This is a genomic window from Austwickia chelonae NBRC 105200 (assembly GCF_000298175.1).
GTDB classification, from domain to species: Bacteria; Actinomycetota; Actinomycetes; order Actinomycetales; family Dermatophilaceae; genus Austwickia; species Austwickia chelonae.
Genome location: NZ_BAGZ01000024.1, coordinates 60,750 through 84,673 on the forward strand (window position 1 = coordinate 60,750; position 23,924 = coordinate 84,673).

The window sequence follows — 23,924 nt, forward strand, 5'->3', positions numbered from 1 at the left end:
GGCCGGACATGGGCGTGAAAGTGTTCAACCTGCCTGATCCGGGTGAGGGTCTGACGGAGGCGGAGATCGTCTCCTGGAAGGTCGCGGCCGGTGACCGGGTGTCGGTGAATCAGGTCGTGGTGGAGATCGAGACGGCGAAGTCGTTGGTGGAGTTGCCGATCCCGTGGGAGGGCACGGTCGGGGAGTTGTTGGTGCCTCAGGGGACCACTGTTCCGGTCGGGACACCGATCATCTCCGTCGAGGTGGCCGGAGCAGACGCGGACCCCTTGCCCCAGGGCTCCGGTGCCAGCGGCCAGGCCGCGGTTGCCGGTGAGATGGCCGGAATCGCCGAAGGCGGCGCAGCCGTCCCCGGCGATTCCGGCCGGGTGGTCGACGATGCCCCCGGCGCGAGTCCCAGCGGTTCGGTGAAGACCTTCCCCTTGCCCGACCCGGGTGAGGGTCTGACGGAGGCGGAGATCGTCTCCTGGAAGGTCGCGGCCGGTGACCGGGTGTCGGTGAATCAGGTCGTGGTGGAGATCGAGACGGCGAAGTCGTTGGTGGAGTTGCCGATCCCGTGGGAGGGCACGGTCGGGGAGTTGTTGGTGCCTCAAGGTGCCACTGTTCCGGTCGGGACACCGATCATCACCGTCGTGGTGGCCGGTGCGCCGGAGGAGGGTGCCGCAGCCGCGTCCGCCGCGCAGAAGCGTGAACCGAATCTTGTCGGGTACGGCGCCATCGCCGGTTCGACGCGGCGGCGTGCCCGCCGAGGCGGGGTCATCCCAGCGCCTGCGGGCGGGGCCGCGTCCGCCACGCCCGTCGCGTCTGCACCGACGGCTCCGCCTGTTTCCGGGGCGGCTGCGCCGGTGATGGCCGCAGCGCCGGCGACTTCGCCTGCCCCACAGGTTTCGTCGTCGATGCAGGATCGTCCGGTCGGTCCGGCGGGGCCGGTCTCCCGCAGTGGGCGGCCCTTGGCCAAACCTCCGGTCCGTAAGTACGCCAAGGATCGTGGTGTCGACCTGGCGCAGGTGCCCGGTTCCGGTGAGGGCGGGATCATCTCCCGGGCGGATGTCGACGCCTTCCTGTCCGGAGCGTCCGGAGCGTCCGGGGCATCCGGGGCGTCCGCTCCGTCCGAGGCTGCGGCGGCGTCGGCTCCGGTCGGGGTGTCGCGTCCGGCCGGTGAGCGGGAGACCCGTATCCCGGTCAAGGGTGTCCGGAAGATGACGGCCGAGGCGATGGTGCGCAGCAAGTTCACTGCTCCGCATGTCACCGAGTTCGTCACCATCGATGTCACGGCGACGATGGATCTGGTCGAACGGTTGAAAGCGGATCGCGAGTTCCGTGACGTCAAGGTGACTCCGTTGCTGGTCGTCGCGAAGGCCCTGATCCTGGTGTGTCGGCGCCATCCGGGGGTCAACGCGGTGTGGGACGAGGCGGCGCAGGAGATCGTGGTCAGGAACTACGTGAACCTGGGGATCGCCGCGGCGACTCCGCGCGGGCTGGTCGTCCCGAACATCAAGGACGCCGACGCCATGACGATGCGTGAACTCGCCGAGGCCCTGGGCGGTCTGGTCGATACGGCTCGGGCCGGGCGTACGCAGCCGGCCGAGATGGCCGGGGGCACGATCACGATCACCAATGTCGGGGTTTTCGGCGTCGACACGGGGACGCCGATCATCAACCCGGGGGAGTCCGCGATCCTGGCCTTCGGCGCGGTGAAGCGGATGCCGTGGGTGATCGACCACGGCGGCCAGGAGATGGTCGTGCCGCGATGGGTCACCCAGTTGGCGTTGAGTTTCGACCACCGGTTGATCGACGGGGACCTGGGCAGCCGTTTCCTCGCCGATGTGGCCGCGATCCTGACCGACCCGGCGAAGGGTCTCGTCTGGGGGTGATGACCGACGTCCGGTGACCGTGCAGGTCCCGGTCGGACGGACGAGAGGCGGCCGGGCCACGGACCCCCGGCCGCCTCTCGGTGCCGTGGAGATTTCCCGGTCAGCGGGTCGTCTGCGCGGCGGGGGTGGCTTCTGCCGTTCCTGTTGCCTCTGCCGGGGTGTCTTCCGTCGCGGGGGTGGTCGGCGCCGGTCGGCGGGCGGCGTGGGTGACGAGGTACACGATGAGCCCGGCCAGCAGCGACCAGAAGGCGGCGCCGATCCCGGCGACGGAGAAACCTGAGGCGGCGACGAGGAAGGTCACGGCGGCGGCTTCCCGGTGGTCGACGTCGCCCATGGCGCTGCTGGCGGCATTCGCGAAGCTGGCGATGAGGGCGAGTCCGGCCACGGCGGCGAGCAGTCCGGCCGGGGCGGCTTGTGAGATCTCCGTGACGGCGCGGGACGCCGGTCCGAGCAGGATGTAGACCACTCCGCAGGAGACGCCGGCGATCCATCGTCGGTCGCGGTCGGCGCCGGCTTCCGGCCCGGCGGCCAGGGCGGCGGCGATGGCGGAGAGGTTGATGGCGTGTCCGCCGAGGGGTGCTCCCAGCGCGCTCAGGGCGCCGGTGCAGGTCAGGGCGCCACGGACCGGCGGGTGGTAGTCGAAGGATTGCAGGACGGTGATGCCGGGGATGTTCTGGCTGGTCATCGTCACGATGTACAGGGGGACACCGACGGCGACCATCGTCGGTAAGGACAGCGCCGGGGTCACCCAGACGACTTGGGGCAGCAGTGATTCGGTGGAGACGGCGGTGAAGGCCCCGCTGAGTCCCATGATGATCAGGGCGACGGCGAAGGCTCCGGGGACGGACCATCGGCGGGCCAGGCGGAGGAGAAGGAGCCAGGTGATCACGATGGGGGCGATGGTGGCCGGGCTGCGGGCGAGGTCGCGGAAGGGGGCCAGGCACAGGCTCAGCAGGACTCCGGCGAGCATCGCATTGGCGACGGGGGTGGGGATCTGTCGGACCAGGTCGCCGAAGGACGGGACCAGGCCGGACAGGGCGAGGAGTATCCCGACCAGAATGAAAGCCCCTACTGCGGTGGCGAATCCACCTTCAGGTGCGGCTGCGGTGGCCAGGAGGGCGGCTCCTGGGGTCGACCAGGCCGCGGTCACCGGCGCCCGGTACCGCCAGGACAGGAGGATCGAGGAGACTCCCATCGCCAGGCAGAGCACGGCGAGTCCCGACGAGGCCTGTGCCGAGTCGGCGCCCATGGCGGTCAACCCGGTGAGTACGACGGCGAAAGAGCTGGTGAAGCCGACGATCCCGCAGATCACCCCGGCTATCACGGGCTGCATCAGCAGCAACGGTTCGCGCACGCGTCTTCCCTCTCCTCGGACGGCAGGGGAAGTTTAGCGATCAGCCGTATGTGATGTGCGATATGTTCCACGGCCTGCCCGGGAGGACCGACCGACGGTGCGATGCCTCGAGGAACGGGCGTCGGCTCAAGGAGTGATCGTCAGACACTCCATGAACCGCCGGGCCACGTCCTCGTCGCCGAGCACCGTGTAGACACTGTCCTCGGCGGAGCGACGTCCGGCCGCCCGCCGGGTGAAGACATCGGTGGACATCTGCAACGAGATGGTGCGACCGATGGCCGGGATCGGCCCGGTCTCGTCGTGTGAACCGGCGAACATCAGGTGCCCGCAGATCTCCCCGTCGTCGACCTTCTCGACCCGCACTCCCGACCGGGCGACCACCGGGCCGGTCAGCTCGACCATGAGGACCCGGCCGGGCTCCAGGCCGACCTTCTGGACGACGATCTCGGGCAGGGCATCCAGGATGCGGGCCACGGTGACGGCGGCAGCAGGGGAGTCCAGGTTGCCCGGGCGTCCTAGGGCATCACGGATGTCCTGTTCATGGCACCACACGTCGAAGATGCGCAGTCTGAGCAGGTCGGCGAGGGTTGTCGGGCGGCCGCCGATCCCTTCGACCTCGGTGTCCTCGGTGAGTCCGCCGTCCCTGAGTCGACCGAGCCGGGCGGCGAGGGTGTGCTGGAGTTCGGTGACGATGTCGCCGACGGTGCGCGCCCGGCGGAATTCGACGCCGTTCTCCATGGCCCGACCGATGCTGTTGCGCAGGTAGTCACGTTCGGGGACGTCGACGACGGGATCCGGGCGGCCGATGAGTGCCGCTTCCAGGCTGACCACGTGGCTCACCTGGTCCTTGATGGTCCATCCCGGACAGGGTGTGGGCGCGGCCGCGTCCTCTTCGGACAGGGCGAAGGTGAGATCCACCACGGCTTGCGCCGTTCCCGCGAATGCTTCTACGAGGCCGTGCAGATCTTCGGGTGCTGCCGGATGCATTGGCATGGCCCCACAATATCTAGGCTGGGAGACATGGCCACCTCAATCGGTTCCTCGAATGCACTGCGGAGCGGCTTCGTAGGAAATCGGACTCCCCTTTTTCTGTTGTGGTCCGTAGTCAGTGCTCTCGCGTTGTGCGGGGTGTTGGGAATGTTTCTGGCGGGGGCTTACGGGGGTGCTTTTGCTGCTCTCGACGGTTTTTCCGACGGCGGTCGTTTCACACGTTACGGTCTGCCCCTGGCCCGGACGGTGCACGATGTCTTCGGGACGCTCACCGTGGGTCTTCTGCTGTTGGCGGGGACGATCCTGCCGGATACGACGTCGACGCGGCGCCGGGAGACGGCGTGTCGTCTGGGGGCGATGACGGGGGCGGTGTGGGTCGTCGCGGGCACGGTCACGATGCTCCTGCTGATCAGCAATGTCGCGGGGGTTCCGGTGGGGGATGCGGCTTTCCTGTCGACGGTGTCGAGTTTCGTGTGGTCGATCGACCTGTTCCGGGTGTATCTGATCAGCGTGTTGATCGTGCTGGGTGTGGTGGTGGGTGCTGCGACGGCGCGGTCGAAGACCACGATGGTGTGGATGGCGGCGCTGTCGGTGGGGGCGCTGTTGCCCTTGGCCTTGGCCGGCCATTCGGGGGGGAGCCTGTCTCATGACACGGCGGTGAACTCGTTGGCGGTGCACCTGGCGGCGGCGTTCGTGTGGTGCGGTGGTCTGGCGGCGATCCTCATCCTGTGGCCGATCCTCGGATCGACGGCAGCTGTTGTGGTGCAACGGTATTCGGTTCTGGCTGCGTGGGCTTTGGGTGGGGTGGCGGTCTCGGGGGTGCTCAACGGCGCGGTGCGCCTGGGCGAATGGTCGCAGCTCACCAGCAGATACGGTCTGGTGCTGGTCGCGAAGGTGGCGCTCCTCGCGCTCCTGGCGGCAGCCGGGTGGCGGATGCGGGCGGGCGTCGTGGGGCGCTTGTCCGAGGGGCGGGTGCGGGGCACCTTCGTCCGGTTGGCTGCGGCGGAGATCGCGGTCATGTCCTTGGCGATGGGAGTGGGCGCGGGATTGGCCCGCAGCCAGACCCCGGTACCGCGTTCCTTGCAGGCCGACCCGGACGTCGCCGTGGCACTGACCGGCTATCCGGCACCGACACAACGCCTTTCGGGATGGGATTGGTTCACCGTCTGGCGGATCGACTGGCTGTGGCTGGCGGCCTCCCTGCTGGCGGTGGGGGTGTACGTGTGGGCCGTGCTGCGTCTGCACCGCCGAGGCGACGCCTGGCCGATGCGGCGCACCGTGATGTGGACCTTCGGCTGGTTGCTGTTCGTGTGGACGACCTCGGGCGCGCCGGGGGTCTACGGGCGGGTGCAGTTCTCCACGCACATGTTCATGCACATGATGCTGACGATGGGGATCCCGGTGTTCCTGGCGGTGGGTGCGCCACTCAGTCTGATCTCGCGAGCCCTTCCTGCCCGTCGCGACCGGACGATGGGTCCCCGGGAGATCCTGTTGGCGACGGCACATTCACGATGGTTGACCTTCTGGGCCAATCCGGTGATCGCCTCGATCAATTTCGCCGGCTCGCTTTATGTTTTCTATTTCACCGGTCTGTTCGAGTTGGCGCTGCGCACCCATACCGGCCATGTGGCGATGGTGGTGCATTTCATGTTGGCCGGTTATGTGTTCTGTTGGTCGCTGATCGGCATCGATCCCGGACCGCGTAGATGGCCGCCTTCGCTGCGTCTGGTGGCCCTTTTCGTGACGATGAGTGTGCACGCTTTCTTCGGCGTGGCGATCATGTCGGCGTCGACCTTGTTGGCGCCGGGATTCTTCGAGCTGCTGCACACCGGCGGGACCACCGGATGGGTGGGTGACCTCTTGGCGGACCAACAGGCCGGAGGCGGCATCACCTGGGGAATCGGAGAATTCCCGATGCTGGTGTTGGCGCTGCTCACCGCCTTGGCGTGGATGCGGGCCGACGAGAGCGAGGCCCGCCGCCAGGACCGCCAGGCCGAACGGGACCACGACGCCGCCCTCATCGCGTACAACGCCGAGCTGGCGCGTCGGGCCGAAGCCTTGCGCCGGGCCGAGGAAGCCCAGGGACGCCGTTCGTGAGGGAGCCCTCCACGCCGTAGATCCGGCAGGTCACTCCTGACCTGCCGGGCGATTCATCGGCTGGGAGACGGTCTGGCCGTCGTACCCGGCGTCGACGACTTGGCCGAGGCCCCGGGCGACGGCGACGGCGAACCTTCCGCCTGACCGGTGGCCGTCGGCGTGGCCGACGCGGACGGGGACGCAGAAGGCGCGGACGAGGTCGGCGGTGACGACGACGGCGAGGCATCAGGGGTTTTCGTCGGTGCAGGACCCGACCCCCGGGCTTCCGCCAGCCGCAATGCGGCCTGGGTGTCCAGGCCCGGCCCCTGCGGAAGCAACTTGACCAGTTCCGGTGACACCGCCTGGACCCGCTGGCCCAGGCCGAGCAGACGCAGCGTCCGCGCATCCGCGACCGGGAAACTCATCCCCCGATCGGTGATCAGCACCGGGTTGCCGTCGTTGGCCGTCGCACCGTCGGGCCACGGACCCACGACCAGACCCCAACCGGGACGCACGTAGATGCGCTGCGCCGAATGGTTCGTCTCCTTGGCCGGCGCCTCCACCGGTTTCACCCCCGACGGGAGGGGCACCGCACGGGTCGGGTAGATGGTGCGCTGCGGGCCGCCTTCGGCCGCGGCCCAGTCCAGGCAGAGCACCGGGGACGTGGCAGCATCCACCAGCGACGGCCGGACCGTCGGATAGGGCGAGGTGTCCAACGGGTGACTGGTGATCTTCGCATTCGACAGGTCGCTGGGCGGGACGGCCGGGATGTCACCGTGCTGCCCGGTCACCGAGCGGAGGAGATCCGCGGTGACGCTGGTGATCTTCTGGACGCCGTCGTTGTGGACCACGTAATAGGTACGGCCGGTGGTGGCCTGCTCGGCCCGCACCACATCCCCGATGGACAACCGGCGACTGGCCAACTGGATCGGCTTGCCCTGGTCGGGAACGGACGGGGAGACGATCTCGGGACGTTCCGGGATCGCGTTGAGCAGACCCAGACTGATCGGCCGCAGCTTGGCGTTGTCGATGCCCAGACCGAGCGCCAGCTTCGGGTCCCGCAGATTCACCTTCGAACGGTGACCGTCCATCAACAGGTAGGTGGTGTTCCCCCGATCGGCGGTCACCAAGGAGGCCACCTCCGGGCCCGGCTGGATCCCGCCGCCGTTCTCCCCGATCACCACGGTCGTCTTCAGACCGGGCAGCGGCTGAGGAGGACCGCCCGGATCCTTCTGCGTCTCGTCGCAGACCGTCCACCGGCTGTCGAGCTGATGGGCGTCGTCGGGCACCGACCCCGGCGCATCCGGGATACCCAGCAGCGAGCCCCGGGAGAACTCCTTGATGCTCTCCGTGTTCACCCGCCGCACGATGTCCGACTGGCGACGCAGAGGCACCTCCCCGGAGGCCGCAGGCGCCGCGGCGAGCATCGCCGACGTCAGATTGGTGGTCGGGTGCAACACCCGCTCCCGCACGACATAGGACACGCCGGTGTCGGTGTCCACGAGCACGGTGGCGTCACCGACCGACGGGGCGGGCTTGATGATCCCGTAGACGAGCATCCCGGCCAGACCGAGCGATGCGATGACGACGCCGACGAGGAAAGCAGTCCCGGAACGCGGCCCGTGCGGATCCCGCCGGTAGGCCTCACCGGTGGCGACGGCCTCCTTGAGCCGTTGCACGCCGAAACGGTATGCCTGGACTTGCGTTGTCGATCCACGGTCAGCTGCCATCTGCACGCCCCCTATCCTGGACAAGGATATTGCGGGCCGGTGGGAAGTCGTCCCCTGGTGTCCGTGAACGACAGGGTGGCGGGATGCGAGGGCAGTGATGTTGGAGATCGCAGCCGACGGCCGTCGCGGCAACGCAGGCGGCGGGCATCGTGATGGCCGTAAACCGGGACGCCGCCGGACGTCGGGCGGCGGACCGTCCCGCACACCGGGCGGCCCCGGCGGTGGCAGCAACCGTGCAGGACACGGCCGCCCGCAGGAGGGCACTCCGCAGATCCGCCGCAAAGGCCGCGACCTGACCTTCGGTCCAATCCCGGTGAGCGCCGTCGTCAGCCTGGAGATCCTCGCCGTCGGCGTCCTGATCGCCGTCTTCGTCCGCGAACCGTGGGCGCGCGCGCTGGGCGGCGGGCTGCTGATCCTGGTCGGTCTGTTGACCTTCCCCGTGGGGCGCGGCGGAACGCTGTGGGCCCATCTGGTGCGTCTGCTGTCCTTCCGGTCGAGGACGAGGAGTTTCTCCGCGGTGGAGAATCCTGTGGACGAGGAGGGGCAGGCGGTCCGTGACCGTCCTGAGCCGGATGTCGGGGACGAACCCGGCTGGGGGGAGACTGCGGTCCCTGCGGATCTGGACGTCCTTTTCGACCACGACCTGGCGGTCTTCTCCGTGTCCGACCGGATGGGGCGGGAGTTCGGGGCTTTCCGGCATGCGGGGCGGTGGGGTGTCGCGATCCGCGTCTGCTCGTTCGAGGGGGTCCTGGTGGAGGCCGGGGTCCGTGAGATTCCGCTGCACCTGATGTGTGAGCGGCTCGCCGCATTGGACGTGCTCGGCGTGGGCGTCCGTGTCGTGCAGTACACCTCGGGTCAGGGGCGGTCCGTCCTGCCTCCGGCGTTGGCGGCGCTGGCTGACGAGTTGCGGGCTCGGGACGGGTGGGGTCTGCGTTCTGCTCGTGAGGCGTTCGTCTTCCTGTCGGTGGACCCGCAGCAGGCGAAGGAGGCGGTGGCCGTGCGTGGCGGCGGCGCGCCGGGGGTCTCCCGTCTGTTGACGGTGTTGACCGACGTGGCCAGGACGGCTTTGGCGGCTTCGTCCGTGCAGGTGGACGTCCTGGAGCGCGGTGACCTGTTGAAGACGGTGGAACAGTTGGCGATGAATCCGGTACGGATGGTCGAGGGGGCGACCACGTGGACGGAGTCGCGTTGGCAGGTGATCTCCGATATGACTCATCATCGTGTGCTCGCCGCCACGGCGTGGCAGGCGGGCGCGGACATCAGCCCGGTTCTGGCGGTGCCTGCCCATGCCGTGGTGACGGCCTTGGACCTGCAGCTCGGACGGCCCGGGGAGGGCGCCGACGTCGTGCAGCTGGTGCGGGTGACCGCGCAGAGCCTGGCCGAGTTGGAGGAGTCGACGGCGGCGGTGGTGTCGGTGGCGCAGGAGGCCGGGATGTCGCTCAGACCTGTGGCGGGTCATCAGCGGATGGCTTTGTTGGCGACGATGGGGCCGGGGGCGTGCGGATGAGAACCGTGGGACGACGGATGATGCCGACCTTCCGGGCTTCGGACGCCGCGGTGGCGGGGCTGCGGATCCCGTTGGCGTCGAAGGGTGGTTTCGGGGAGACGACGGTGGGTACGCCGCTGACGGTGCATCTGTGCGGTCCGACCCCGACGAGGTTGGCTTTCGTGGGGACGGATTCCTTGGCGACGGCGTTGTGTCTGCGCGCCGCGGCGACCGGCGCCGAGGTGTTGGTGTCGACCGACCGGCCTGTCCCGTGGCAGGTGTTGTCCGATCAGGTGGGCGGGCGTCAACCGTTCGCGACGGTCTTCCCTGCCGGGGCTCTTCCCGCGATCACCGGTACGCAGGGGGCCTTGGTGACGGTTTTCGACCATGTCCGGGGCAACGGCGAGGCTCATATCAGTCGTAGTCCGTGGCACACGTCGGTGCATGTGGTCGGTCAGGCGGAGCCGTCGGCGCAGAGCCTGTTCGACGCGATGGACCTGATCGCTGTCGGCCCGTCGGGTGCCGTCGACGTCGAGTCGACCTTGCAGACCCTTCGCCTTCCCGAAGCGATGTCGGCGGCTTTCCAGGCTCTGCGGGACGACGAGGTGTTCGTGGCGACCCGGACGGTGGCTCGGCTCGTCCGGGTCCGGTTGACCGATGTGGAATGGCGTTGTCTCGGGGCTGCGGCCCGCTGAGGGTCGGATCAGTCGGTGGGGCGGCGTCGCCGGACGCCGATGGAGATCACCCAGACGGTGAGCAGCGAGGCGATCGCGGCCGTTGACCACAGTGCGGGTGCCCGGCCGGGCGGTGCCGGCGCGGGTTCGGGCATCGGCGGCATGGTGTCGGCGGCGGTGGAGGGGCGACGGGCGTTCTCGCCTTCCTGGGGGCGTACGGCGGTCAGGGCGCCGCGTGGGTCGATGATGCCCCGGCCGACGGCGTGGTTGCTGCCGCCGACGGCGCTGTCCAGGATCCGTTCGGCGACCTGGGCCGCGGTGAGTTGCGGGTGGCGTTCTCGGATGAGCGCGGCGACTCCGGCGACATAGGGGGCGGAGAAGCTGGTGCCTTGGATCTGTTGGGAGCCGTTTCCGCTGAGCATGGCGTCCACCTGGTGGGCGCCGCCGGGGAAGGGGTTGGTGGAGATGATGTTCATCCCAGGGGCGGCGATACCGACCCAGGGGCCGGCCAGGGAGAAGGGTGCGGCGATCCCTTTGGCGTCGACGGCGCCGACGGCGATGACCCCGGGGATCTCGGCGGGGGTGGCGGAGGTCACCGGGATCTTCCCGGGGGTGTTCTGTGTCTGGCAGGGGCCGCCGCTGAGGTTGCCGGCGGCGGCGACGATGACGACGTCCTTGGCGAGTGCGGCTTGGACGGAGGCGGTCAGTTTGGGGTCGTTGACGGTGCCGGCGATCCCGCATTCCGCTTCGGAGATGTTGATGACCTTGGCGCCTTGGGCGACGGCGAGGTCGATCGCGGTGCCGAGCGACTGGGTGGTCCCGGCGGTCTGTCGGCCGGTCTGTTGCAGGGGCGCATAGGACAGGCTGGCCTGCCGGATGGACAGGATGGTGGCTTCGGGGGCTACTCCGGCGAAACCGGTTTCGAGGTCGACCGATCCGCCGATGATCCCGGCGACGAGGGTGCCGTGGCCGTCGCAGTCCCGTAGTCCGCGTTCGCCGGGGATGATCAGGTCGCCGCCGCCGACGAGGCGTTTCCCGAAGGCCGGTCCGGGGTTGATCCCGGTGTCGATGACGGCGACGGTGACGCCTTTGCCGGTGGCCAGCGGCCACAGTTCGGAGTAGCGGAGCTGCTGTTGCGCCCAGGAGACTCCGCGGGTCACGGTGGCGGGGGACGGCCCTTCGGAGAGGCATCGGCGGGTCTGGCGGTAGGGGCCTTCGGCGTGGGCCGTGCCCGGGGTCAGGGGGACGGCCATTCCGGTGAGGGTGGTCATCGCGGCGATTGCGCAGACCAGGGGGCGTCGTAGGTGCTGGGTGAGGGTGCGGGGGAGGAGTGTCTTCTTCACAGCTGGAGGAGGCGTGGCGTTCACAGGTGTCGGACGACGGAGTAGAGGTTCGCGGCCCCGACGGCGAGGGGGACGAGACTGACGACGAGGAGGCTCTCGCCGAGGTCGAGGGCTCTGGCGGTCAGGGGATTGAGGTGGGCTTGCGGGAGCATCGTGGTGGCGACGGCGCCGACGGCTGCGGCGAGGAAGACGACGAAGAGCGGGGCTCCGGCGACGCCGGGGTTGTTGGCCAGGGCGAGGCCGACGCCGAGGACGCATCCGGCGAGCATGGTGATGATGACGGCGAGTTTGGTGCCTCGATGGTCCATCCGGCGGATACGCATCAGCATGATCGACACGATCACGGCGGCCAGGATGCTGCTGATGAGGTCACCGGAGTGGATCAGCGCGGCGACGCTCACTCCTGCGGTGGCGGTGCAGCCGATGACCATGCCGGTGTGGTAGATGGAGGCGGTCTCGGCTCGTTGCATCGCTTCGGTGACATCGAGCCCGTGGTCGGTGTCACCGAGTTCGGTGGCACTGCGGGGCACGACCGGCATCGGTAGCCGGGCCATGCGGACCACGATCCAGGGCAGCAGGGTGAGCACGGCCACGGCGACGCATCCGGTTCCGCTGGCGATCTGCCCGGCGCTGGCGGGGAGGAGCACTCCGACGAGGGAGCCTCCGGCGCCGATGAGGCTGGAGATCCCGATGGCGGTGAGGGGGACGGCAGCGCTGGGGACGAGCGCTCTCATCGACAGCGCGTAGACGATGCTGAACATGAAACCCAGGAGCAGCCCGGGGAATCCGTGGTCGCCGGGGATGATCAGCAGGCCGGCCAGGACGACATGGCCGCTGCCGGCGACGGTGAGCGTGTCGGCGAGGAGATGTTCACCGACGCGTTCGATGGCGGTGGCTGCCGCGATGATCGCGGCGACGGTGCCCAGGGCCATCAGTTGGTTGCCGAACTGGCTGGTGCTGTGGAAGAGCACGATGCCGGCGAGGAGCAGCATGGTTCCGCAGATCGCTGCTCCGGTGACCGAGCGGAGGGTGCGCCGGTCGTGTCGGTCACGGACGGTGCGGGCGATGACGTCGACGACGTCGTCGTAGATCGGGGGCGGTTCGGTGACGCCGCGGGGTACGAGGCGCAGCAGCGTCCCGTCGAGGATGTCCAGGGAACGCAGCGTGTGTGCCGTGTCGAGCCGGGAACCGTCGTCGAGGGACAGACACCAGCCGTCGTGTTCCATGCCGGCCGTGTCACGTTCGCCGACCATGTCGAGGACGAAGGGCAGGAGTTCACCGATGGTCAGGTCGAGTGGCAGCGCCATGTCGACCCGGGTGCGTGGCGCGACCACCGTGACTCGTGACTGGACCTGTGCGGCTGCCGCCATAGTCATCTCCCTGTGAACCGCGACGCGAAGCTCCTGGCATTATGGCAAACGTCTGTTCGCGCTGATGGTTGACCGGAAGGTAAGCAATGAGTACGCGCATCTTTTCCCGTCGAGCGCGCATCATGCCCCCGGAGATGCCATCGGGTGAACTGCATCTGGAGCCACCGCCGGAGATCCCCCGGACGGCACCGACGAATGTGATGACCTATCTGTTGCCGGGGGCGATGATCCTGATGGTCGTCGGGTTCATCGTGGTCGGCGGGGTGAACACGAGCTCACTCATGATGGGCTCGATGATGCTGATGATGACCTTGGGCATGTTCGCCTCCGGGCTCGCCCAGAACAAGGACAAGGTCCAGCTCAACGTCGACCGGCACGACTACCTCGCCTATCTCGACATGCAGCGTGAACGGGTCGGCCGGGTCAGGCAGGCGCAGTGGATGTCCTTGATGTGGTCGAATCCGCATCCTGACCTGCTGTGGTGTTACGTCGGTGGCCGCCGGATGTGGGAACGCCGACTGCTCGACGAGGACGCCCTGGTGGTGCGGGTGGGCGTGGGCACCCAACGGTTGGCGCAACGACTGCGGACCCCGCAGACCGGCCCGGTGGAGGAACTGGACCCGATCGGGGCGGTGGCCCTGCGCAAGTTCGTCCGCGGCCATTCCCTCGTGCAGAACCTGCCGATCGCGGTCCGGCTCAGGTCGTTCCCCGCAGTCACCGTCGCCGGGGACCAGGAAGAGACACGGGCGCTGGCCCGGGCGATGATCCTGCAGCTGGCGACCTTCCACGGACCGGACTCGTTGGTGGTGGCCGCAGCGGTCGACGGCGGAGGCCGAGCCGCCTGGGACTGGCTGAAATGGCTGCCCCACAACCAGCATCCCACCTTGAGCGACGGGGTGGGTTCACTGCGGATGGTCGCTTCCTCACTGGGGGAGATCGACGCGTGGCTGTCCGAGGAGCTGTCGTCCCGGCCGCGTTTCTCCCGCAAGGAAGAACCGGACGGGGAAGCCCGCCACGTGGTCATCGTCATCGACGGCGGCCATGTCACCTTGAACGAAGGAGCCTTCGTCACGACCGGCCTGTCCGGGGTCACCTTGATCGACCTGTCCGGGGCCCTGGCGGGCGGGGTTGCCCGACGCGGGCTCTCCCTGACGGTCGAGGACGGCCGACTGGGCGCGCGGAGCCGGGAAGGCATGGAATGGCTGGGCTCGGTCGACGGGATGTCCGCGGAGCAGGCGGTGATGACCGCCCGCGCCCTGGCGGCGTACCGGTTGAGCGATTCGCGGGCGCAGGAGGGCGAGGACGCCCTGGTCGGGTCGACCGAGCTGGTCGACATGCTGGGCGTGGGCAATCCGGCGTTGATCGAGGCGGCCACCGCATGGCGTCCCCGGTCGGGACGGGACATGTTGCGGGTACCGATCGGCGTCGGCGTCGGCGGGGAGATGGTCGAACTCGACCTGAAGGAGTCCGCACAGGGCGGAATGGGCCCGCACGGCCTGGTCATCGGAGCCACCGGTTCAGGTAAGTCGGAGTTGCTGCGGACCCTGGTGGTGGCCCTGGCGGTCACCCACCCGCCGGAGGCGCTGAACTTCGTCCTGATCGACTTCAAGGGTGGCGCGACCTTCGCCGGCCTGCAGGACCTGCCGCACACGGCCGCAGTGATCACCAACCTGGCGGACGACCTGGCGATGGTCGACCGCATGTACGACGCCCTCTCCGGCGAGATGAACCGCCGACAGGAGCTGCTGCGTGACTCGGGTAATTACGCGAACATCCGTGATTACGAGAAGGCGCGCTCGCGGGGGGTGCCGCTGCCACCGCTGCCCTCCCTCCTGGTGATCTGCGACGAGTTCTCGGAGATGCTCTCGCAGAAACCCGACTTCGCCGAGCTGTTCGTGGCGATCGGCCGACTGGGTCGTAGCCTCGGCGTGCATCTGCTGTTGTCCAGCCAACGTCTGGAGGAGGGGCGGCTGCGCGGACTGGACAGCCACCTGTCCTACCGGATCGGTTTGAAGACCTTCTCCGCGGCGGAGTCCCGGACGGTGTTGGGGGTGGCGGACGCCTACGAGCTTCCCCCGGTGCCGGGCTCGGGCTACCTGAAGTTCGACACCACGACGATGGTGCGTTTCAAGGCGGCGTACGTGTCCGGCCCGTACACGGGGGACCGGGAGCGGGAGGAGGCGCGCGCGGTCATGGGCGAGTTGACTCCGATGACTTTCGTCTCCGACGCGGTGGGTTCTGCGCCGTCGGCGGTGCCGGTGGAGGACGTCCCGGTGGTCGAGCCTGTGGCGGACGACGCCCAGTCGGTCCTGGATGTGGTGGTGGGTCGGTTGGCCGGTCAGGGGGATCTGGCTCACGAGGTGTGGTTGAAGCCTTTGGACGAGCCGCCGACCCTGGACATGTTGTTGCCGCCGTTGGCGGAGGATCCGGCGTTGGGTCTGGTTCCCGGCGGGTGGGCCGGGTTGGGCACCTTGCGTGCTCTGCTCGGTGTGGTGGACATGCCTTACGAGCAGCGGCGTGACCCGTTGATGGTGGACTTCTCCGGGAGCGCCGGTCATATGGCTGTGGTGGGTGGTCCGCGCAGCGGTAAGAGCACGGTGTTGCGGTCGTTGATCGCGACCTTGTCGTTGACTCATACGCCCGGTCAGGTGCAGTTCTACGTCATCGACTTCGGTGGTGGTTCGTTGGCCTCGACGTCTGCTCTGCCGCATGTGGGTGGGGTGGCGCATCGTGATCCGGATGCGGTGCGTCGGACGGTGGCGGAGGTCGCCGCGATCATCACCTTCCGGGAGCAGTTGTTCCGGGACGAGGGTGTGGAGTCGATGGCGCAGTACCGGGCGCAGCGTCCTGAGGGGGTGGAGGATCCCTTCGGTGACGTCTTCCTGTTGATCGACGGGTGGGGTGTTTTCCGCCAGGACTTCGAGGAGTTGGAGCCGAAGGTCACCTATATCGCGACGCAGGGTCTGACGTACGGCGTGCACGTGGTCCTGTCGACGGGTCGGTGGGCGGAGATCCGGCCGGCGTTGAAGGATGTCATCGGTGCCCGTCTGGAGTTGCGTCTGGGTGATCCGATGGAGTCGGAGATCGATCGGAAGATCGCGCAGGGTGTCCCGCAGGAGCGTCCTGGTCAGGGTTTGACGCCGTTCAAGCGGTATTTCCTGTCGGCTCTGCCGAGGATCGACGGGGTGGGCGATCCGGCGAATGTGCAGGTCGGTTTCGCGGATCTGGCGGCGCGGGTGTCGTCGGCGTGGTCGGGGCCGTCGGCTCCGCCGGTGCGGATGTTGCCCGACGATCTGTCGATCGAGGAGTTGTACGCGACGGTGCCGGAGGAGGCTCTGGCGTCGGGGGCGATCCCGGTGGGTCTGGGCGAGGAGGCGTTGGCTCCGGTTCTGTTGAACTTCGATGCCGATGCGCACTTCTTGATGTTCGCCGACGGGGAGGGCGGCAAGTCGTCCTTCCTGAAGGTGGTGGCTTCGGGTCTGATGGCGACGCGTTCGTCGGACGATGTGCGGATGTTGGTGGTCGACTACCGAAGGACGATGCTCGATCACGTGCCGGCGGAGTATCTGGCCGGTTACGCCTCGAATGCGCAGACCTTGCGGGGTTTGGTGACGGATCTGGCGGCGTTGTTGCGTGGGCGTCTTCCGGGGCCGGAGGTGACGGCGCGTCAGTTGCGGGAGCGGAGCTGGTGGTCGGGGCCGGAGGCGTTCATCCTGATCGACGACTACGACCTGGTGGCGACGATGGACAATCCGTTGTCGGTGTTGGTCGAGTTGTTGCCGCAGGCGAAGGACATCGGGTTGCACGTGGTTCTGGTGCGGCGTACCGGTGGCGCGGGTCGGGCGTTGTTCGATCCGATGATCCAGCGGCTTCGGGATCTGGCGACGCCGGGCTTCGTCGGTGGGGGCAGCCGCGAGGAGGGCGCTTTGTTGGGTACGGCGAAGCCGGTTCCGGGTCTGCCGCCGGGGCGTGGTCACTTGGTGACTCGTCGCGGGGGTGTGGAAGTGGTGCATCTGGCGCGTCCCTGATCGGGGAGCGGGCGTGCAGGCTCGGTTCGGCTGTCTGCCGGTCCGGGCCTGCTTGCTGTGGGGAGCGTCGCGGGCGGGTGGGAGACGTCCTGCCGGGGGCGCAGGATTTGCGCAATTTTCTTCCGGCCGGGGCGAAGCGTCTTGGACGGATGCCCGGGATGGGTTTTTTGCCTGTTGGAGAGGCTGTTCATCCGGAGGTGTCGGTGGAATGAATCGATGATTTCGAGCCCGGAACTGTACGCCTGTCACATAACATCGCACTTGCCGCCGTGACGGGGGCGCGTCGCGAGGCTGCGGGCCTCGATCACACGAGACAAAAGGATGTGTCATGTCGGGTTTCCAGACACAGACCGACCAGATGCGGTCGGCTTCAGCGAAGGTGGATGAGGTCAACAACGCCATTCAGGCCCAGTTGTCTTCGCTGCGTGGGGAGATCTCCGGAGTCAGTGGTCACTGGAAGGGTTCGGCGGCAACGACTTTCCAGCAGCTGATGCAGCGTTGGGATGCAGACGCGAACAAATTGAGCCAGGCACTCCAGGGCATCTCCGAGCAGATCGCTGCTTCGGGGCGGGCTTACCAGGCGCAGGAAGAGTCGAGCGCTCAGGCCGTCCGCTCCGCTGGTTCCGGCCTCAACATGTGATGTGCCTTTCGGCATTCACCTTCAACACTTCACTTCATTAAGAAATGGGAGGTTTCAGCATGTCTGAGATCGGTGTGAACTTCGGTGGCCTCGCTGGCACGCATCAGCGGGTCACGGCCACGGTCAACCAGATGAACACCCAGCTGAGCGACCTGAAGAGCATGTTGGCTCCGATGGTCTCCACGTGGACCGGTGAGGCCGCCACCAGCTACAACGAGAAGCAGCGTCAGTGGGACCAGGCCGCTGCCGACCTCAACGCGGTGTTGGCTGCCATCGGTAATGCCGTGGCCCAGGCTAACGACGGTTACCAGTCGACCGAGCGGGCGAACGCCGGTCGTTTCTGAGTGGTGCTGCTGGGTCGGTGCGGCGGCGTGATGTCGCACCGACCCAGCGGTGGTTTTTCTGACAGTTGTCGAGGGCGTTGTGTTCTTCGGTATGTCCCGGAAGATGCGCGGTGTTCGGGGTGCCGGGTCTTGAATGGTTCGTGGTGAAGACAGAGGGATAAGGGCATGTCGGACGGGTCGGTGAAGGCGACTTATGACGCGATGCGGAAGGGCGCTCGGTTCTTCCAGGACGCGGGGGAAGCGACATCTCGAGAGGCTCAGCGTCTTGCTGACCCTGGTATCACGGGCGGCAATATCGGGGAGCACTATGCCCGTTACGGCGCTCAGATTCGAGCAGGTCTTCTGGAACTCGGTTCTGCTGTAGGGGATATGGGGAAGACCTTGGATGCCACTTCGTCGAGCATCGTGAAGTCTGCTGCGGCATATCAGTCGACGGACGAGTCAGCTGCATCGAATCTGCAGAGTGCGGCGAAGGGCTGATATCTGATGGGTTGTTCTGAGGGGACTGGCTATGGCGGGTAAGCGCGCCAAAGAAAGGTTGAGAGCATCGAAGGTTCCCGAGGCGCCGAAGCACTCGGATCACTCCTCTCCGCCGGCGAAGGCCCCGGAAGCGCCGAAGCATTCGGAGACGCCGAAGCCGGATCATCCGTCTCCACCGGCGAAGACCCCGGAGGCACCGAAGCATTCGGAGACGCCGAAGGCTCCCGAGACACCGAAGCAGGCGGATCACCCGTCCCCGAAGAAACCTGCTGAAGACCCGGCGAAGAAGTCCTCAGATGCGGCGAGGGATGCCGAGGAAGGCGCAAAGAAAGCCCTCGAGAACGCCAAGAACGCCGAGGACTCCGCTGTCAAAGCCGCAGATGAGGCCAAAAAGTACGCAAAAAAGGCCGAAGACGAGGCAAAGAAGTCGCCGGAAGCAGCCAAAGAGGCCGAACGGGCCAAGAAGGCAGCCAGGGAGGCCGAGGATGCTGCGAAGAAAGCCAAGAAGACTGCAGAAGAAGCACGAAAGACGGCTGAAGACGCCAAGAAAAAAGCCGGTGAATCCGACGGCAAGGAAAAAGACGGTCTCGGGAAGCGCGCCAAGGAGAAGTGGGACAAGCTCAAAGAGGCAAAAGATACTTTCGACGAGCTCAAGGAGAAGGGGGAGTCAGCAGCTGCTCGTGCTCGCGAATGGTGGGAGAAGAACACTCCTGCCGGCTTGGGAAAAGATGGGGACGAACGTCGTAAAGATCTGACCTCAAAGATCGACAAGGGGAAGAAGGACATCCAAGACGCCCTTCGTCAGGGCAAGTCCGGGACGGTGACGGGCAAAGCGGACACGATGCTGGCTTCCGTAGAGCCTGCGCTGCAGTTCTTCACCGAGTTCGACGACGCCTACTCTGCTGCTGGAGGCGGAAAGCTCGATATCCCCGAGATGCGTAAAAAATTGTGGTGGGAGCGCGGGATGGACTTCGGTGTCATCTACGCCGAGGGAGGTAAGTACCGAGCTTCCGCCGCGATCGTCTCAGGTTATGTCGACGGAACAAAAGATGCGACGGGGAAGATGCTCGGCAGCTGGACGGGGAGTGCCGCAGCTAGTTTTTCGTCTTCGTCGAGCAAGACCCAAAGTTATTCGAACAGTACTTCCGGCGCGATGAAGAGTGCGGGCTCCGGGATCGAAGACATGGGGCGCAACCTGCAGGCATTTGTCGGCCGTAAGGCGGAAGCCGTCGCTGACCTCTGGGGTGGAGGCACCATCTCCGGGATGAACGGGGTCCAAGCCAAGAAGATCGTGGAGATATCCCAGGGCAAGGGCGGGGTCGGCGACCACATCTGGGCGCTGCACAGTATCGGCGGAAATAAATCAGCTCTTGATTTCTGGGTCAAAGAGACCAATAAGATACTCGATTCCATCAGGCCGGATATTGCTGCATTCGATGCCGCAAAACAAAAAATGGAATCCGATCTCCGGGAGAAGGCGGTCCAGATCAGTAAGACCTGGACCCAGGAGCAGCTCGTGAAGACTGTCAGGTCCCGGCAGGAGAGTTTCGAGAACGCCGTCCGTCAATGTGAGAAGTCTGTCAACGATTCGTATTCAAAGGTGTCGACGGCTCTGGGATCGTTCACCAACCCTTTCCCACCGGTGAAATCTGGTGGCGGAGTGTCTTCGCCGTCAGCTCCTGGCGGACCTCGCCGACCGGGTCGGGTACCTCAAGCGCCTCCGTCAGGTCGGGCTCCTGGCAAGCCTGGAGGAGTGCCGAAGATGCCTTCGCCGACGGTTCCGCGCGGCTCGGGGGCTGCCGGCGGCGCACCGAAGGTGCCTTCTCCGACAGCTCCGGGCGGCTCCGGTGGAGGGAGCGGTTCCGCCGGTGGGGCCGGAGGCGGCAAACCTCCTGCCATCCCGAAGCTGCCGTCGCCGACGGTGCCCAGCGGGGTGGATGGTTGCCCTGGCCGGGATGCCGGTGACAAACCGAGAATGCCTGCGCAGACCCTGCCCGGTGAGTCCGATGCCCGGGGTTCTGGGGTTCCTGGCGACGGCAGGTCCGGAGTGACTTTGCCGAAGTTGCCGTCGCACACGGTTCCGGGTGGCACGGGAGTGCCGGGGGATATCCCGAAACTGCCCTCGCCGACCGTGCCCAGCGGGGTGGATGGCTGCCCTGGCGGGGACACCGGTGACAAGCCGAAGAGCACTCTGCCGCCGAAGGGCTCTTGTCGGACGGACGAATTTCCTCGTGGACAGGCGCCCGTGGTGGGCACGCTGCCCGGTGTTCTCGGGCAACCACCGACCTCCCCGGGCGGTGGTGCCGGCTGCGGGCCTGCCACCGGCGGAGGCGCAGGCGCGTCTCTTGCGGCCGGGGGCCTGCCGAAGCTCCCCGATCCGGTGGTTCCCGGCGGTAGTGCACCTGCCTCCGGTGGCGGCGCATCGATCGGCGGCGCACCGATCGGTGGGGCCGTCGGTGACGGCGGGCACGGGGTCGGTGCTCCGGGGCATCCGGAGAAGCCCTCTCTCGCGGGCCCGTCTCAGTTCGGTTCTTCGAACTCGCAGCCTCCCGGCGGGCCGACTGCCGGCGCGGCGCACCCTGCGGGCGGTGGAGAGTCCGCCGGTGGGCAACGTGGCCCGGGAGGGATGGGCATGCCGATGATGCCGCCGATGGGCGGGGCCGGTGGCGGCGCGGGTCAGCGCTCGGAGATCAAACGTCGTTATGCCGCCAAGGAAGAACCTGTCATCGACCCCGATGAGGAACAGATCTGGGAACGGAAGGGGCCGGTGGTCGGCTGATGGGCGGATCGGGCCTGGAACAGCTGCAGGCAGAGCTGGCGGCGATTGCCGCGGAGGACGAGCGAGCTCACGAGGCAGCTCGTGAACGCGAACGCGAAGCCGCCCGGCGACGGGAGGAACAGTTGCGGCGTCTCGCGCAGGACAGTGTGAAAGCGATGACGGACGTTCAGGAGGCGTTGGGGCAGGAAGTCCGACGTCAGCATTTCCTGATGACCGGTCGCAAAGCACAACCTGCTTCGTCGTCGCGGTGGGTATTGGACGACGATGACGACTTCGAGGAGACCTGGCGTCGATGAACGGACATGAGCAGGGAAGGCCCGGCGCGATCCCGGAGATCGACGAGCTCACCGCGGTCGCGGACGGGTGGCGTGCACAGTACGACGACATCCGGGAGCAGGTCAGCCAGGCCAAGGTGACCGGTAGTTCGCCGTGCGGTGGAGTCCGGGTGGAGATGGCCTCCGGCGCCAATATCGTCGGTGTCCGGTTCTCCGAGGAGGTCCTCCGTAAGTCGCCGGCCGCGGTCGAGGGCGCGGTGATGGCGGCGATCAAGGAGGCCACCACGTCGATGTCTGCGCTGATGCAGGAGGCCGTGTCGCCTTATCTCACCGGCTTCGACGCGGGCGCGATCGCCAGCGGCGGTTTTCCGACCGGCCTGGCCGAGGCCTTCGAGGACGACTATCACCGGCGCAAGGAGCAGAAGGAGCCAGCGGAGCCGCCGCAGGCAACTCCCCGTCCTTCGGGCGGGGTGCCCTCGGGGAGGGCCGTCCCTCCGCAGACCGGACGCCGGGGTGGCGTCGATTGGTTCGACGACGAGGACGAGTCATGAGCGGTGAGTTCAGGGTCTCCCCGGAGGCAGTGCGGGCGCTGGGGGACAGGTTCTCCCAAGCCTCGTCGACGGTGTCCTCGGCGCAGTCCAAGCCGCGGGCTGCCGCGGTTCCTGGCCAGTCGTGGGGTGTCGTGGGTCTTTTCGTGGAGAGCCACTACCAGCGGATGAGCCAGGGTGCGGACAGGTCGTTGGGTCAGATCGCCGACTATGCGACTCGGCTGAGCGAGTCGTGCCGGGCCAGCGCGCAGAGTTACGAGGAGCAGGACCGGAAGGTCGTCGTGGCATTGCGGCAGATCGGGAAGCGGCTATGACCCGGGCTGCGGCTGCTGCCGGTTTGGGCACTCCCGGTTCGGGGGTTCAGACTGCGGCCGAGTTGACGGCGATGCTGTCTCCCCTGATGGGGGACATCGGTTCTTTCGTCGGCGAGGCCGCGGGTTTTGTGGCTGATCCGTTGGGTTCGATCATCGCCTACGGCCTGGATCTGATCCTGGAATTGGTCGCGCCGCTGAAGAAGCTGCTTCAGATGGTGACGGGAAACCCCGGAGCGTTGACGGCCTGTTCTGCCCAGTGGCGGGCCGCGGCGACGGAACTCCGCGCGGTGAAGGACGAGTCGACGGATGCTTTCACCGCTGCTTCTGCCGACTGGGTCGGTGCGGCGGCCGATGCTTGTGGCGCAGCGACGGATCGGATGGCGCAGGCCTGCGAGCAGGTGTCGCAGATGTGTGAGACGGCGGCGACGGCTTTGGACGGTAGCGCTGACCTCATGGCTGCTGCCGAGGATCTGGTGAAGGGCATCATCGTCCAGGTCGTGAAGTGGTGCATCACCACTCAGGCGATCGGCGCCGGCGCGGCGGTGGTGACCGCTGGCGCGAGTGTGGCTGCGGCGCAGGCTGCGTGCGCTGTCCAGTGTGCGATTGGTACGGCGTTCGCGGCGGCGAAGGTCAGCCGGGTCGTCGCCTTGTTGGTGCGGCTCACCGAGGTGATGTCGGCCTGTGTGACGGCCTTGGAGATGGCGCAGATGACGGTACGGATCGGTAAGGACGTCTATGACATCTCCGGTGTCGGCGGCGTGATCGCCGGCCCGGGCGGGGTGTCGAAGGTATTGGCCGGCGGCGGTGCCGCATGAGTGATCGGGGTGTGCGGTGTCCGAGACATTGACCAGGGAAGAGTTCGCGTCCTTCTTGTGGGACAACGGGGTGAACCTGCCTTTTCCGTTGCGGCTGGGCCCGGCCGGGCCGGTTCCTGTGGCGCCGGGGCGGGCCTTCGACGCGGAGGTGGCATTGCGGCGGAGGCTGTGGTCGCCGGCGATGATCCGTCGGTTGGACGGGTTGTTGTGGGTGATGCGGGCTCCGGAGTCGGTGGCTTTCGCCTATGTCGTCCTGGGTGAGGAGGATGTCGCCGAGTCGCGGCGGGTCACGGCGGGCATCGTGCGCGGCAATGACGCCGTGGTGGTGGAGGAGTCCCCGGAGTGTGTCCGGCTGTCGATGGTTCCGTGGTCGCAGGTGACTTCTGCCGTGGCGGCTTCGGTGCCGCAGATGTTGGGTGTTTCCCTGCCGAGGATGTTCGTGCCGCAGGAGGGGATCCTGGCGATGGCGCAGGCCGCGGAGTCGGGGCTCTCGGAGCGAGCTCGTGAACGTGCTTCCGTCGCTGCGGGTGTGCCGGCGGGGGTTGAGGCGAGGTTGGAGGACCTGGTGTCGCGTTCGGTGATCCGGGGGTTCGTGGGCGCGGGGTGCACGGTCGGCGGGGAGCAGATGATGAGCCCGGTGTCGGGGGATTTCTTCGCTGCTCCTGACGGTGGGTTCATCGGTTGGGGGGATGACAGCGGCATGACGGTGGAGCCGGTGTCGACGGGCGTGTTGGCGCGCGTGTTGGGGGTGGCTTTGTCGAGGTTGTGATGACGGTCGGGTTCGGGTCGAGTCGGTGTGGTGCAGCG

General features: G+C 67.4%; 19 protein-coding genes. 14 read left to right on the top strand and 5 right to left on the bottom strand.

The window, feature by feature from the left end; all coding sequences use genetic code 11:
• Positions 1–8: 8 nt before the first annotated feature.
• On the top strand, positions 9–1,871 hold the full coding sequence (locus AUCHE_RS14890) for a 2-oxo acid dehydrogenase subunit E2 (RefSeq protein WP_006504158.1): 1,863 nt from the start codon (positions 9–11) through the stop codon (positions 1,869–1,871).
• 100 nt (positions 1,872–1,971) lie between these two features.
• On the opposite strand, the gene AUCHE_RS14895 is transcribed toward AUCHE_RS14890, so the two are convergent.
• Both AUCHE_RS14895 and AUCHE_RS14900 read right to left on the bottom strand, forming a co-directional pair.
• Positions 1,972–3,225, bottom strand: a complete 1,254-nt coding sequence (locus tag AUCHE_RS14895) for a benzoate/H(+) symporter BenE family transporter (protein WP_006504159.1) — start codon at positions 3,223–3,225, stop codon at positions 1,972–1,974.
• A 126-nt stretch (positions 3,226–3,351) separates the two neighbouring features.
• Entirely contained in the window at positions 3,352–4,218 is an 867-nt protein-coding gene (locus AUCHE_RS14900) for a maleylpyruvate isomerase family mycothiol-dependent enzyme (RefSeq protein WP_040322839.1), read from the bottom strand.
• Between the two features lie 144 nt (positions 4,219–4,362).
• On the opposite strand from AUCHE_RS14900, the gene AUCHE_RS14905 reads away from it, so the two are divergent.
• Complete coding sequence (locus AUCHE_RS14905; protein WP_006504161.1) at positions 4,363–6,312, top strand: cytochrome c oxidase assembly protein; 1,950 nt, start codon at positions 4,363–4,365, stop codon at positions 6,310–6,312.
• A gap of 53 nt (positions 6,313–6,365) precedes the next feature.
• Here AUCHE_RS14905 and eccB read toward each other — a convergent pair whose 3' ends face one another.
• Positions 6,366–8,021, bottom strand: coding sequence for a type VII secretion protein EccB (eccB, locus tag AUCHE_RS14910; protein ID WP_281242678.1), 1,656 nt, complete (start codon positions 8,019–8,021; stop codon positions 6,366–6,368).
• Positions 8,022–8,118: 97 nt separating this feature from the next.
• Between eccB and AUCHE_RS14915 the strand changes: the two genes are divergently transcribed.
• Both AUCHE_RS14915 and AUCHE_RS14920 read left to right on the top strand, forming a co-directional pair.
• Entirely contained in the window at positions 8,119–9,528 is a 1,410-nt protein-coding gene (locus AUCHE_RS14915; protein WP_040322841.1) for a type VII secretion protein EccE, read from the top strand.
• Positions 9,525–10,202 carry a hypothetical protein gene (locus AUCHE_RS14920; RefSeq protein ID WP_006504164.1) on the top strand — a complete coding sequence of 226 codons (678 nt, stop codon included), beginning with the start codon at positions 9,525–9,527 and terminating at the stop codon, positions 10,200–10,202. The genes AUCHE_RS14915 and AUCHE_RS14920 overlap by 4 nt, the downstream gene beginning before the upstream one ends.
• An 8-nt stretch (positions 10,203–10,210) precedes the next feature.
• Here the strand turns inward: AUCHE_RS14920 and mycP are convergent, their stop codons facing one another.
• Both mycP and eccD read right to left on the bottom strand, forming a co-directional pair.
• Positions 10,211–11,524: a type VII secretion-associated serine protease mycosin gene (gene mycP, locus AUCHE_RS14925; RefSeq protein ID WP_006504165.1), complete on the bottom strand. Its 1,314-nt coding sequence runs from the start codon at positions 11,522–11,524 to the stop codon at positions 10,211–10,213.
• Positions 11,525–11,544: 20 nt separating this feature from the next.
• Positions 11,545–12,894, bottom strand: coding sequence for a type VII secretion integral membrane protein EccD (gene eccD / locus AUCHE_RS14930; RefSeq protein ID WP_006504166.1), 1,350 nt, complete (start codon positions 12,892–12,894; stop codon positions 11,545–11,547).
• A gap of 86 nt (positions 12,895–12,980) precedes the next feature.
• Between eccD and AUCHE_RS17820 the strand changes: the two genes are divergently transcribed.
• The 10 genes from AUCHE_RS17820 (at position 12,981) to AUCHE_RS14985 (ending at position 23,886) form a co-directional block, all read left to right on the top strand.
• Positions 12,981–16,922, top strand: coding sequence for a type VII secretion protein EccC (locus AUCHE_RS17820; RefSeq protein WP_006504167.1), 3,942 nt, complete (start codon positions 12,981–12,983; stop codon positions 16,920–16,922).
• Between the two features lie 328 nt (positions 16,923–17,250).
• Positions 17,251–17,562 carry a WXG100 family type VII secretion target gene (locus tag AUCHE_RS14940; protein WP_006504168.1) on the top strand — a complete coding sequence of 104 codons (312 nt, stop codon included), beginning with the start codon at positions 17,251–17,253 and terminating at the stop codon, positions 17,560–17,562.
• 59 nt (positions 17,563–17,621) lie between these two features.
• Entirely contained in the window at positions 17,622–17,906 is a 285-nt protein-coding gene (locus tag AUCHE_RS14945) for a WXG100 family type VII secretion target (RefSeq protein ID WP_006504169.1), read from the top strand.
• 165 nt (positions 17,907–18,071) lie between these two features.
• The gene (locus AUCHE_RS14950) at positions 18,072–18,386 is read left to right on the top strand and encodes a hypothetical protein (RefSeq protein ID WP_006504170.1); all 315 of its coding nucleotides are present in this window, start codon (positions 18,072–18,074) and stop codon (positions 18,384–18,386) included.
• A gap of 58 nt (positions 18,387–18,444) precedes the next feature.
• The gene (locus AUCHE_RS15955; protein WP_162137266.1) at positions 18,445–21,165 is read left to right on the top strand and encodes a cell envelope integrity protein TolA; all 2,721 of its coding nucleotides are present in this window, start codon (positions 18,445–18,447) and stop codon (positions 21,163–21,165) included.
• A complete protein-coding gene (locus AUCHE_RS14965; RefSeq protein ID WP_006504172.1) occupies positions 21,165–21,461 on the top strand; it encodes a hypothetical protein in 297 nt (98 codons plus the stop codon). The genes AUCHE_RS15955 and AUCHE_RS14965 overlap by 1 nt, the downstream gene beginning before the upstream one ends.
• Positions 21,458–21,991: a YbaB/EbfC family nucleoid-associated protein gene (locus AUCHE_RS14970; RefSeq protein ID WP_006504173.1), complete on the top strand. Its 534-nt coding sequence runs from the start codon at positions 21,458–21,460 to the stop codon at positions 21,989–21,991. The genes AUCHE_RS14965 and AUCHE_RS14970 overlap by 4 nt, the downstream gene beginning before the upstream one ends.
• Entirely contained in the window at positions 21,988–22,302 is a 315-nt protein-coding gene (locus AUCHE_RS14975) for a type VII secretion target (protein ID WP_006504174.1), read from the top strand. Before AUCHE_RS14970 ends, AUCHE_RS14975 begins: the two co-directional genes overlap by 4 nt.
• A complete protein-coding gene (locus AUCHE_RS14980; protein WP_006504175.1) occupies positions 22,299–23,117 on the top strand; it encodes a WXG100 family type VII secretion target in 819 nt (272 codons plus the stop codon). Before AUCHE_RS14975 ends, AUCHE_RS14980 begins: the two co-directional genes overlap by 4 nt.
• 16 nt (positions 23,118–23,133) lie before the next feature.
• The gene (locus tag AUCHE_RS14985; RefSeq protein ID WP_006504176.1) at positions 23,134–23,886 is read left to right on the top strand and encodes a hypothetical protein; all 753 of its coding nucleotides are present in this window, start codon (positions 23,134–23,136) and stop codon (positions 23,884–23,886) included.
• The last annotated feature ends 38 nt before the right edge of the window (positions 23,887–23,924 follow it).